This is a genomic window from Vibrio sp. LaRot3 (assembly GCF_027587025.1).
Classification (GTDB): Bacteria; Pseudomonadota; Gammaproteobacteria; order Enterobacterales; family Vibrionaceae; genus Vibrio.
The window spans coordinates 143568-155589 of sequence record NZ_JAPPTI010000005.1 but is presented as its reverse complement, the minus strand read 5'-3'; the positions used below and the strand labels follow the sequence as shown (position 1 = coordinate 155589).

At 43.1% G+C, this 12022-nt stretch carries 13 protein-coding genes and 1 other RNA gene; 7 read left to right on the top strand and 7 right to left on the bottom strand.

The window, feature by feature from the left end; all coding sequences use genetic code 11:
- Window positions 1-126: 126 nt before the first annotated feature.
- Together OH461_RS12605 and grpE are read right to left on the bottom strand one after the other, a co-directional pair.
- The gene (locus OH461_RS12605; RefSeq protein WP_270020966.1) at window positions 127-1404 is read right to left on the bottom strand and encodes a dicarboxylate/amino acid:cation symporter; all 1278 of its coding nucleotides are present in this window, start codon (window positions 1402-1404) and stop codon (window positions 127-129) included.
- Window positions 1405-1800: 396 nt separating this feature from the next.
- Window positions 1801-2406: a nucleotide exchange factor GrpE gene (gene grpE, locus OH461_RS12600; RefSeq protein ID WP_270020965.1), complete on the bottom strand. Its 606-nt coding sequence runs from the start codon at window positions 2404-2406 to the stop codon at window positions 1801-1803.
- 144 nt (window positions 2407-2550) lie between these two features.
- Between grpE and nadK the strand changes: the two genes are divergently transcribed.
- A complete protein-coding gene (nadK, locus tag OH461_RS12595; RefSeq protein ID WP_270020964.1) occupies window positions 2551-3435 on the top strand; it encodes an NAD(+) kinase in 885 nt (294 codons plus the stop codon).
- Between the two features lie 60 nt (window positions 3436-3495).
- On the opposite strand, the gene OH461_RS12590 is transcribed toward nadK, so the two are convergent.
- A complete protein-coding gene (locus tag OH461_RS12590; RefSeq protein WP_270020963.1) occupies window positions 3496-3882 on the bottom strand; it encodes a YybH family protein in 387 nt (128 codons plus the stop codon).
- A gap of 116 nt (window positions 3883-3998) precedes the next feature.
- Between OH461_RS12590 and OH461_RS12585 the strand changes: the two genes are divergently transcribed.
- The 3 genes from OH461_RS12585 (at window position 3999) to bamE (ending at window position 7252) form a co-directional block, all read left to right on the top strand.
- Window positions 3999-4868: a LysR family transcriptional regulator gene (locus OH461_RS12585; RefSeq protein ID WP_270020962.1), complete on the top strand. Its 870-nt coding sequence runs from the start codon at window positions 3999-4001 to the stop codon at window positions 4866-4868.
- 192 nt (window positions 4869-5060) lie between these two features.
- On the top strand, window positions 5061-6725 hold the full coding sequence (gene recN / locus OH461_RS12580; RefSeq protein WP_270020961.1) for a DNA repair protein RecN: 1665 nt from the start codon (window positions 5061-5063) through the stop codon (window positions 6723-6725).
- Window positions 6726-6892: 167 nt separating this feature from the next.
- Complete coding sequence (gene bamE, locus OH461_RS12575) at window positions 6893-7252, top strand: outer membrane protein assembly factor BamE (RefSeq protein WP_270020960.1); 360 nt, start codon at window positions 6893-6895, stop codon at window positions 7250-7252.
- 85 nt (window positions 7253-7337) lie between these two features.
- Here the strand turns inward: bamE and OH461_RS12570 are convergent, their stop codons facing one another.
- Both OH461_RS12570 and OH461_RS12565 read right to left on the bottom strand, forming a co-directional pair.
- Window positions 7338-7646: an RnfH family protein gene (locus tag OH461_RS12570; protein ID WP_270020959.1), complete on the bottom strand. Its 309-nt coding sequence runs from the start codon at window positions 7644-7646 to the stop codon at window positions 7338-7340.
- Complete coding sequence (locus OH461_RS12565; RefSeq protein ID WP_270020958.1) at window positions 7636-8079, bottom strand: SRPBCC family protein; 444 nt, start codon at window positions 8077-8079, stop codon at window positions 7636-7638. Before OH461_RS12565 ends, OH461_RS12570 begins: the two co-directional genes overlap by 11 nt.
- Before the next feature lie 118 nt (window positions 8080-8197).
- On the opposite strand from OH461_RS12565, the gene smpB reads away from it, so the two are divergent.
- The 3 genes from smpB to OH461_RS12550 all read left to right on the top strand — a co-directional run bounded on the left by smpB (window position 8198) and on the right by OH461_RS12550 (window position 10521).
- A complete protein-coding gene (gene smpB, locus OH461_RS12560) occupies window positions 8198-8683 on the top strand; it encodes an SsrA-binding protein SmpB (protein ID WP_270020957.1) in 486 nt (161 codons plus the stop codon).
- A 66-nt stretch (window positions 8684-8749) separates the two neighbouring features.
- Window positions 8750-9117, top strand: a transfer-messenger RNA (tmRNA) gene (gene ssrA, locus OH461_RS12555).
- A gap of 165 nt (window positions 9118-9282) precedes the next feature.
- On the top strand, window positions 9283-10521 hold the full coding sequence (locus OH461_RS12550) for an integrase domain-containing protein (RefSeq protein WP_270020956.1): 1239 nt from the start codon (window positions 9283-9285) through the stop codon (window positions 10519-10521).
- On the opposite strand, the gene OH461_RS12545 is transcribed toward OH461_RS12550, so the two are convergent.
- Both OH461_RS12545 and OH461_RS12540 read right to left on the bottom strand, forming a co-directional pair.
- Complete coding sequence (locus OH461_RS12545) at window positions 10518-11351, bottom strand: ATP F0F1 synthase synthase (protein WP_270020955.1); 834 nt, start codon at window positions 11349-11351, stop codon at window positions 10518-10520. The two genes, OH461_RS12550 and OH461_RS12545, sit on opposite strands and share 4 nt — an antisense overlap.
- Complete coding sequence (locus tag OH461_RS12540) at window positions 11326-11901, bottom strand: hypothetical protein (RefSeq protein WP_054961245.1); 576 nt, start codon at window positions 11899-11901, stop codon at window positions 11326-11328. The genes OH461_RS12545 and OH461_RS12540 overlap by 26 nt, the downstream gene beginning before the upstream one ends.
- Window positions 11902-12022 lie beyond the last annotated feature (121 nt).

The following is a 12022-nucleotide window of genomic DNA, read 5'->3' as shown; positions in this document are numbered from 1 at the left end:
TACCCAAGTGACGGCGGATTGCGAATCACTTTCAACAAGCTCTGAAAAGCTGAACTCTTTATCTCAAATTTGAAGCACAAAAAAGCGAGGCCTAATGCCTCGCTTTGAATGCTAAATAAACTTCAGTTAAGCGTTAGCTTGTGCAGGCTGAGCCGGTACTTCTTCAGCTTCTACACCAATAGCACCTTCTGACTTCGCTACGATAGTGTTAACTGCTGTATCGCCTACAACGTTTGATGAAGTACAGAACATATCATTGATACGGTCTACTGCTGCAACAATCGCTAAACCTTCTGGCGGTAAACCTAGTTGGTGCAAGATAACACCGACCATAACCACACCACCACCAGGAACACCACCCGCGCCAATCGACAATAGAAGAACGGTGAAGCCAAGAGTCACTAGGTCTGACACAGCGATTGGGTGACCAAATGCGTTAGCACAGAAAACCGCAGCAATCGCAATGTAGATGGACGCGCCGGCCATATTCATAGTCGCACCTAGAGGTACACCAAAACCGGCTACCGATTTAGACACACCAATTTTGTCGGTCAAAGTACGCATTGTTACTGGAATAGTCGCGTTTGAGCTTGCTGTCGATAGCGAGAATAAAACTTGCTCACGAGTTTTACGAGAGAACTCACGCGCAGAGATACCGGTAAATAACTGCACCGCTACTGGGTACACCACAAAGATCCACAGCACTAGCATTGCAACGACTAAGGCCACATAACCTGCAACCGATGCTAAAGTACCGGCATTTAAAGTCGCACCAAGTTGAATCATAAGCGCAAACACACCGTATGGCGCTAGGCTCATTACAAGACCAATCAGCTTCATCATGATGTCATTAGCAACTTTGAAGGTACGAATTGCTGGGCCACCTTTTGCATCAAGCGCTTGAATGGCTAGACCTGTCAAAATAGCCATAAAGATGATTTGTAGCATGTCGCCATTTGCAAATGCTTGAACTGGGTTGCTAGGAACGATGTTCACAACCATTGAGAAAATGTCAGGAGTTTCGGTTGATTTAAGTGCAACAGAATCAGAAATTGTTCCCGCTAGATTCGCGCCAGCACCCGGTTGGACAATCATTGCCACAGTAAGAGCTGCAATGATCGCGATGACGGTATTCAAAATGTATAAGGTAAAAGTTTTACCGCCTAAACGACCAAATGAGCGAATATCTTTCAGTTCCACAATTCCACATACGATAGAAACGTAAACTAAAGGAACGACTAACAGTTTAATCAAAGATACAAACATGCCACCAATGCCTTCTGCGGCACCAAGCAAGTAGGTATCAAAAATCGCAATACCGATAAATAAGTACTGAATGGCCGTACCGAGCAATAAGCCCGCAAACAGACCGATAAAAATCTTACTAGAAAGCGATTTATCCATTATAAATCTCCCGAGATGTTGTGTGTGCAATTAATATTTTTATTATTTATTTCACCACTAAATGCGGCGAATGACGCAAATAATACACATCAAAGCAACAAAAGAAAGATTTAATTTACAAAGTTGTTAACAAGAACTTCACAGCAACATATAGCAAACTCGTCACATAAAACAGCATAAACGTTCAAAAAACACACATTTATTCCGAACTCTCTCTAAGTTTGCTACCGCTAAGTCCCTTAGCTGACAGCAATAAGCCCAACCTAGCCACAAAAACAGCGATCTGCGGTTATTCAATTTATCCTCATGGATTGCGTCAGATCCAACCAGATCAATAAACCAAAAAAAACGCCCTTAGCTAAGCTAAGGGCGTTTTATCAATAATGTTACGTTGGCTTATTTAGCCACCATCACCATTGCAGGGCGAACAACACGGCCATTTAGCTCGTAGCCTTTCTGCATCACAAACATCACTGTGTTAGATTCGTGGTCTGGACTTTCTTGAATCGACATCGCTTGATGGAACTCAGGATTAAACGCTTCGCCTTCAGGGTTGATCTCTTTAAGACCAAACTTAGCAACCGTATCTACAAACGTTTTGTGAGTCAGCTCTACACCTTCAAGAATTGGTTTAACCGCTTCGTTTTCAGTATCAGCTGCTTGAATAGCGCGCTCTAGGTTGTCGATCACTGGTAGCAACTCTTCAGCAAACTTGTTTAAAGCGTATTTACGCGCTTTATCAATTTCTTGCTCAGTACGACGACGCATGTTTTCTACTTCTGCTTTCGCACGTAGCACATCATCTTGCTGCTCTTTTACTTTTGCTTCACTAGAAAGAAGTGCCGCTTCTAACTGAGCAATTTTCGCTTCTTGCTCATCTAGCTCAGTTTCTTCATTCCATTCGATATCTGCTTCAGAACCTACCGCTTCAACGTCAGACTCTGTTGCACCAGCTTGCTGCTGCAGTTCTTCTTCTTGGATGTTTTTTTCTTCGTTGCTCATGATATCTCCAGAATTCAACGGTATATGCATCTAATGCGTCACGATTATCGCTTTAAGATACACAAAAATTCGCATATTTAGCTAACTTGCCATTATTATGGGGACGAAGATTGTCGAATCAAGCCTATTTCGGTCGGAAAACTCATGAAAAAACCTTTTGAAGTGATCGCCATCATTGGAAAACCTAGAGATCAGCAAGCAATTCAAACACATAAAGAGCTGTATCTGTGGTTAACCGAACAAGGTTACCAAGTATTCATTGATGATAGATTGAGCGAAATTCTGAGCGATATCCCATCCGAGCATTTCGCTAGTCTAATCCAACTAGGGAAAATCGCCGATCTCGCCATCGTAGTTGGCGGTGATGGCAACATGCTTGGCGCCGCTCGCGTGCTCTCTCGTTTCGATATTTCAGTCATCGGAGTCAACCGAGGCAACCTTGGCTTCTTAACCGATCTTGACCCTGATGATTTTCAAACGGCGCTGAAAGATGTGCTCGCTGGCGAATTTATTGAAGAAGAGCGTTTCTTACTTGAAGCGGAAATACACCGACATAAACAAATAAAGAGCCATAATACGGCACTAAACGAAGCTGTGCTTCACCCGGGCCAAGTAGCTCATATGATCGAGTTTGAAGTGTACATTGATGACAGCTTCGCTTTCTCTCAACGGTCTGATGGCTTAATTATCTCCACCCCAACCGGTTCAACCGCTTATTCTTTATCTGGTGGTGGTCCAATCTTGTCACCAAGCCTCAATGCCATTTCGCTAGTGCCAATGTTCCCGCACACTTTATCTAGCCGGCCGTTGGTAGTCGATAGCAAGCGCCACATTAAATTAGTAATTTCTCCGGATAACCGTGGCACACAAGAAGTGAGCTGCGATGGTCAAGTTTCTTTACCGGTGTCGCCGGGGGACGAAATCCACATTTATCAAAGCCCGAATGTACTCAAGCTCATTCATCCAAAAGATTACAGCTATTACCACGTACTACGGAATAAACTCGGTTGGTCGAGCAAATTGTTTTAATCATTTACCGAATAAAGAAAAGGCTGATGAAATCTCATCAGCCTTTGCTTTATCTGCGGTTTATCGCTCGCCTAGCACTTCAAAATCATCGCTAACCAAACGTGCTTTACCATCTTCCTGCACTTGCCACACTTCTTTGTGAACCACACCAAATGCTTGATTCATCGTCCACTTCGCCGACAAGATGTATGAGCGCTCGTCCAGTGGTTGCCACTCCACGTCACTGTACTCAACGTCTTTAAAACCTTTATCCATGATATCTTGCCAGAAAGCTTGAATCGCCTCTTGGCCTTCAAATTCACCAAATGGGCGAGCATGCATAACACAATCAACCTGATACTGCGCCGCGCAGCCTTTGGCATCTTGATTGTTAAAAGCCGTCTTCCATGCTTCGATTGCTTGTTTACAAGCGTCTAGTACTGTTTGTTCAACGTTGGTCACTGACATAGTAATTTCTCTTCGCTAAGTATTTTCGACAGGCATAGATTACAAAATACGATTAGAATGAAATACAAAGACAATGAAAAACACTGTTTAACTAAAGCAAACAATAGAGGGTCACTATGAACCGATTGAGACAAATGTCTATCTTCGCGCATATTGTTGAGCAAGGATCGGTTTCTGCAGCCGCAGACAAACTCGACCTCTCTAAATCAGTGGTAAGCCAACATCTCAAAGCCTTAGAGCAAGAGCTAGGAGCAACACTCCTCAAGCGCACCACTCGCCGTCAAAGCCTGACAGATCTTGGCGAGCAGTTTTACGCTAGCTGTAAAAATATTAATTTGGTCGCAGAACAAGCATGGCAAAGTGCGATTAACCAACAGAGTGAACCGTCAGGCAGAATTCGTATCACCGCGCCTCACGCTTTGATGGATACCCTCATTGCGCCAATTATTGCCGAACTCATTAAGCGCTACCCCAAACTTCGACCAGAGCTTATCAATGACGACAAGCACCTCGATTTCATGGCCCATGATATTGATCTTGCGATTCGAGTCGGTAACTCACCCGATAGCAACTTAAAACAAAAACGTATCGGCAGTTTTCGAGATGTATTGTGCGGCACTCCTAACATGGCTCAGCAACCTTTAGAAAGCCTGCCCTACATCGCTAACGCTTGGCAGGGCAAACAATATACACACTCTCTCACTAACCAGCACGGTGATAGCAGCACCTTTACCAGCCACGCCACTTGCATGACCAACTCTTTTCACAGCACTTTGGCACTGATTAGATCTGGGGCTGGTATTGGGATCATTCCAGATTTCTGCTTGAATGCTCAATCAGACAGCCGTGAACTCATCCACCTAAATCCAGAATTTCACCTACCAACGAATACCGTTTACGCACTGACTTCCTTTACTCAATCGCCGCCTATTGCCGTTAGCTATTGTATCGAAATGTTGGAACAACGCTTATCAGGGCATGAATGAATATATAGTTAACCACATGATTTAACATCAATAACCCCCTCGCCTTACAGCAAGAGTTAGCAAATAAGAGACAAAGAAGCCACAGATTAACTCTACTTTGCTCACAAATTTCACTCAGCCTCTTTACTGTATAAAGAAACAGTATATACTGTTTTCTTATACAGTATTGTTCATTTCAACAGGTATCTAAAAATGCTGGCTCATTTGAGTGTGAATAATTTCGCTATCGTTAAATCTTTACAGCTTGAACTTTCAAAAGGGATGACCACGATCACCGGTGAAACCGGTGCAGGTAAATCCATTGCTATTGATGCACTAGGTCTTTGCCTTGGTGGTCGGGCTGAAGCAAACATGGTGCGCCAAGGTGAAGAAAAAACCGAGGTTAGCGCTGCATTTGCTCTCGACAATAATGTGCATGCTACTCGTTGGTTAGAAGACAACGACCTATTGGATGGCAACGACTGTATATTGCGCCGAACGATCACCAAAGAAGGCCGCTCTCGCGCCTTTATCAATGGCAGCCCCGTTCCCCTTTCACAATTAAAAAATCTTGGGCAACTGCTGATCAATATTCATGGCCAACACGCACACCATCAGTTGATGAAAAGTGACTACCAATTGGCCATGCTTGACCAATATGCAGGTCATTTAAACTTACTTAAATCTACACGTAATGCTTACCAAACTTGGCGTCAAGCAGATAACCATTTAAAGCAGTTACGTGAGAACAGCGCACAAAACCAAGCGCAAAAGCAGCTACTTGAATACCAAATCAAAGAGCTAAATGAACTCTCTCTTGGCGAGGAAGAATATGAACAACTCGAACAAGAACACAAACGACTTTCAAACAGTGGCGAACTTGCCTCAACCTGTCAGCAAGCCATCGAACTTATTTACGAAGGCGAAGAAGTTAATGCGCTTGGTATTTTGCAATCAGCCAATCACTCCTTAATTCAACTCGCAGAGCTAGATGAAAAGTTAGCTGAGCTACCAAATATGCTGGCCGAAGCCATCATTCAAATTGAAGAAGCTAACTGCGAGCTGCGCCATTACTTAGACAGTATCGATGTTGATCCTGCGCGCATGGCTTTTGTTGAAGAACGCTTCTCGAAAGTGATGTCGATATCGCGTAAGCATCATGTGTTGCCTGATGAGCTATACCAACATCACCAAGATCTTCTGGCACAAATTGAGCAGCTGGATTGCTCTGATGAAAAGCTGGATGAATTAGCTCAAGATGTCGAAAGTAAGTATCAAGCTTTCCATAGCAGCGCGGAAAAGTTACACAAGTCGCGTGCTCGTTACGCTAAAGAGCTCAACAAGCTTATTTCAGCCAGCATGCACGAACTAAGCATGGAGAAAGCAAAGTTCTGCATTGATGTAACAACAGAAGGCGCTCACCCGTCACCGCTTGGCCTTGATAGCGTGTGCTTCTTAGTTTCAACCAACCCGGGGCAACCAATGCAGCCGATCGCTAAAGTGGCATCCGGTGGTGAGCTTTCTCGTATCTCATTAGCCATCCAAGTGATTACTGCACAAAAAGTAGATACTCCTAGCCTAATCTTCGATGAGGTGGATGTCGGTATCAGCGGCCCTACGGCTGCCGTAGTCGGTAAAATGCTACGCAAGCTAGGTGAATCAACTCAGGTACTATGTGTTACTCACTTACCTCAAGTCGCAGGTTGTGGTCACCAACAACTGTTTGTCGCGAAACAAACCAAATCCGGTAAAACAGAAACGCAAATGAATCAATTGGGTTCAGAGCAGCGCGTTGAAGAACTTGCACGCTTACTTGGCGGTAGCGAAATTACGGAATCCACACTAGCAAATGCGCGTGAACTCTTAATCGCCGCTTAAAAAAAGTGCAATTAAGGCGATTTTTGTCAGATTTATGCCTCGACTTTGCAACCAAATTCAAAAATCATGGTCTGAAACAATTCAAAACAAGAAGAGCTTTTTACATTAGCCTTAAGCTTGTTTATCATCAGCCCAGTTATTAAATGGATAGTTACAAGAATTTGAGTATGCAATTGAAAAAGTGGCTTATCGCTGTACCACTCGCAATGACAATGCTAACAGGTTGTTCTCTTTTAGAGAGATTGGTTTATCGTATCGATATCAATCAAGGCAACTACGTTGAGCAAGAAGCGGTTAACCAATTAAAGTTTGGTATGAGCAAGGAACAAGTACGCTACGTATTGGGATCTCCAATGCTGATTGAAAATGGATACCCAGACACTTGGTATTACATTTATCACCACACTGAAGGCCATCACTTCTCGGAACAGAAAGACCTGATTGTAGATTTCAACGATCAAGGTTTGCTGACAGAAATCAGCGGTGATTTCCCTGCAAGTAAAGACTTCTTCGAGAGCATCAACTAAACGCTCTTAAATCGCAGATATCAAAAAGGCTCGCATTGCGAGCCTTTTACTTTTTGTCTAACCATTTGTCAGACCATACAAGAGCTTAACTCTTACCCGCCTCTTTCGCTTGCTCTGCTCGCTTACGACGAATCTCTTTTGGGTCCGCCAATAATGGGCGATAAATTTCAACGCGGTCTTTATCACGAACTGTTGCGCTTAGTTTTACGTTGCGGCTAAACACCCCAACTTTGTTAACCTTCAAATCAATCTCAGGGTAAAGCTCTAACACGCCAGATTGGACGATGATCTCTTCAACAGTCATCGCCTTGTTAACCACTAAAGTGAACACTCGTTGCTCATTTGGCAACGCATAGACCACTTCAACATGAATCATGTCTGACTCAATACTCATAACACGTGTACACCTGTTTCGCGCGCTTGGTAAACGCATTCACCATATTGCTAGTGAGCTCGTTAAAAACCTTACCAAACGCAAGTTCAATCATCTTACTTGAAAACTCGAACTCCAACTTCAACTCAACTTTACATGCACTCTCGTCTAACGCAGTAAAAAACCAGCCGCCTTTTAGGGTTTTAAATGGACCATCAACCAAGTTCATCAAAATCGCTTCACCTGATACCAATTCATTTGAGGTGGTGAAAGTTTTGCTAATACCGGCTTTCGAGACATCTACAGAAGCAACCATGGCCGATTCGCTCGCTTCAATCACACGCGAGCCCGAGCACCCCGGTAAAAACTCAGGATAGCTGGCCACATCGTTAACCAGATCAAACATCTGCTCTGCACTAAACGAAACCAATGCAGAACGACTGACTTGCTTCATATTCTCTCCTCGATCATCTCGCTCGAAACTCAAGCTAGCTACAATTTTACTTTTATTTGCTGTTAGCGCAAATAAAGGGATTTGCTAACCCTTCGACTGGTCGTATAATGCAACCATTATGGCAAAGAAAAAAACCAAACAAAAAGCGGGTAGTAACACTATCGCGCTAAACAAGAAAGCTCGCCACGAATACTTCATTGATGATGAAATTGAAGCTGGCTTGGAGCTACAAGGCTGGGAAGTCAAAGCCCTTCGCCAAGGCAAAGCCAATATCGCTGAAAGCTATGTGTTTATGCGAGACGGAGAAGCCTTTGTCAGCGGCATGACGATTACTCCTCTTAATCAAGCATCTACCCACGTTGTCGCTAACCCGACACGCGTGCGTAAACTACTTATGAGCCGTCGTGAGCTCGATAACCTATTTGGCCGCATCAACCGTGAAGGTATGACGCTAGCCGCGCTATCACTATATTGGTCTCGCTCTTGGGTGAAGATGAAAATCGGTGTCGCAAAAGGTAAGAAACTGCACGACAAACGTACTGATCTAAAAGAAAAAGATTGGGCAAGAGAGAAAGCACGCGTAATGAAGAGCGCGCTGCGTTAATCTTAACCACTTAGACGCAGAGTACTAGACAGCCTTGGCTTTTCTGATACTATGCTTCAACACCCTGGGGCTGATTTAGGATTCGACGGGAATTCAGAAGTCTGAGGTGCATGCCGAGGTGCGGTAGGCCTCGTTAATAAACCGCAAAAAAATAGTCGCAAACGACGAAAACTACGCACTAGCAGCTTAATAACCTGCTCAGAGCTCTCTCGCCCTAGCTTCCGCACGTAAGACGGGGAATAACGAGAGATCAAACCCAAACGCGCTAGTCCGGATTCTCCCGCCTGAGAGATGAACGACGAATTATAATTCAGGATAGTCATTCATTAGCGTGTCGGTTCGCAGGTGGATGGTGAATTTAAAGATCGACTAAGCATGTAGTACCAATGATGAAAGGTTTTCGGACGCGGGTTCAACTCCCGCCAGCTCCACCAATTCAACATCTAAAGACGTCTCAGGACGTCTTTTTTTGTGCCAGAGACAACGTAAAATCAATAACTTAACGTACTTCGACATCCACTTACGTCCAAAGACATCTTTGATTTTTAGGTACATCAAAAGGTACACTGATATTAGTGTATCAATTTGGTGTACCAATTATGGCAAGAACAACTACTAGACTAACGGACAAAGAGCTCAAATCAGCCAAACCAAAAGAGAAAGAGTATGCGCTTTCCGATGGCGATGGACTCCGTTTGAGAGTAAAAACTAACGGCTCCAAGCTTTGGTTACTCAACTACACTCACCCAACCAAGAAGCGGCGAACTAATTTGAGTTTGGGTAAGTATCCTGACCTTTCTCTTGCTAATGCACGTAAGAGTGCAATGGAGGCTAAAGAGCTACTAGCACAAGGAATTGATCCTTTAGAAGAACGAAAACGTCAAGACCTTGCTCATAGAGAAGTTTACGAACATACCTTTGCTAAAGTCTCTGAAGATTGGTTTGACCTCAAAAAATATGAAGTCACTCCAGACTATGCTGTTGATATCTGGCGCTCTCTGGAACTTCATGTACTTCCGCAAATAGCGAATACACCGGTAAAAGATATTGATGCTCCTCTCATTATTAATCTCTTAAGGCCCATCGAAGCAAAAGGCAGTTTGGAGACAGTCAAGCGTCTCTCTCAACGACTCAATGAGATCATGAACTATGCAGCTAACTGCGGATTAATTAAAGCGAACCCATTGACTGGTATCCGTGCTGCTTTCAAAAAACCGAAAAAAGAAAATATGCTTACGTTAACTCCCGCCGAGTTACCGAAACTAATGGCAGCTATCGCTAATGCCAGCATAAAGCGTACTACTCGTTGCTTACTTGAGTGGCAATTACACACAATGACTCGTCCTAGCGAGGCATCTGGTGCTAAATGGGATGAGATTGATTGGGAGAATAACATCTGGATTATCCCTGCTGAGAGAATGAAAAAAAGGAGAGAGCACCGCATACCGCTCACAGAGCAGATGTTGGCGCTTTTGGAAGTAATCAGGCCAATTAGCGGTCATAGAGAGTTTATCTTCCCCTCAGACCGAGATCCAAAAAAACCGTGTAACAGCCAAACGGCAAATATGGCACTAAAACGTATGGGGTTCAGAAATAGGCTTGTTAGTCACGGCTTACGCTCGCTAGCGAGTACCACACTCAATGAGCAAGGCTTTGACCGTGACTTAATCGAAGCATCATTGGCCCACGTTGACGATAACCAAGTACGCAGTGCCTATAACCGCACAGACTACCTAGAACGCAGAAAGCCAATGATGTGCTGGTGGAGTGGGCATATAGAAGAGGCCGCCAAAGGCAGCCTCTCCGTTACTGGAACTAAACAATTGAAAGTAATTTAATCCATCGACTGAACTGAGTTTGCTAAACGCCTTTCTTTACTGAGAGGCGTTGTGTAAAAACGCTGTTCAATACCGTAAAGTAGATATTTCAACTCATCATCCGTTTTGATTTCAAATTTCCCATTATCAGTATCAAAACGTAGCTTTTGGTCACAGTAGCTGTGAATATATGAAAGCATCTGGTCACGCTCTTCTGTTTCCATTGCGTTCAATGTATCCATTGCTAGAGCAATACGCTTTCTATTCGGCTTTGATACCTTAGCCAAGTTATAATCGTCAGCTAACTCAATGAAGTCTTCTTCTAAAAACTGCTCAACCTCTTGATCCGTAGCTTCTTTATAAAGGACATCAATTCCCTTAAAAATGCTAGAAATCGTCGCGAGGTTGGTAAAAATGAGCGTATCTGATTGAGTAAGATAAACTGCGTCAGGTTCGGAGTTGATAACCAAACGATTTGCATCCTCCTCAATTGTTGCTGCTTCACCAAAGACAAGTGTTTTGCGACGAATAAATAGGGATGGCGTAACCTTCTGAAAGTAAAAGTCTCCACCTTGAATAGCAAAAACAAAACCAATCTTCCCAAACTGCTCTTTTTTCAGATCGTCATAATCCTTGGAGTCAAATTGAGATTTTAGCAAATCAAGACAAAATGTTTTTTGGCTAAATCCTTCAACACTGAACCAAGCATCTTCATCCAAGTTATGATCTGGGTCGTAAGGTACACAAGTAGCAGCGTCTACTTGAACCGCATCAAACAAGCTATTATTGGATATAAGCTTAAAATAAGGCTTCTTACGTAAACCTTTAACCTTCGCCAACACGTGATCCATTGCTACCTCGCTCGATAAACGTGTAATTGTTAATTCGGTTTGCCACTGGGACATCCACCTCAACAGGCTTCTTATATTTATATTTGCTTATCAAGAAGATAGACGTCCCATTTCTAGTATTGATATTGTAGAACTCAAAACCAAAAAGCAAGAACAACGGGTTGAAATACAAAGCTTGCGATAGAAATGTGAACACAAACAATACTCCATACACAAACCATAGTGTTTCCCAATTGCTCACACTCAGCGCCACAAAAAAGTATCCGAGATAACTTGGAAGGAAGCTATTATTTGCATGCTCAATGCTACTAATTTCTTGTGGTTTAAAATCATCCTGACCGAGTAAAGAGCTCAGTAAGATACTAAATCCCGTCAATAAAACAGGAACCAAAAAATACCCAACATATGACACAAAATTAGGCATCTCAGCTAAAAATGGACATTGGGGATAAAAATGTCCCAAGGTATACGTTTTCTGTACTAAGAAGATTATCACTAACAATGACGTAGCATTGAACGTCAACAACAGGCGATATATTGTATTTATCATTATCAATCCTTAGTTTTGTTGTTGAAGACGACATGCATATAATTTTCCATTAGCTTTATGTTTACTGCTTCATCGTTTTTTACGCTAACAAGCGGTCATTTGGATTAAAGACTAAGGAGTA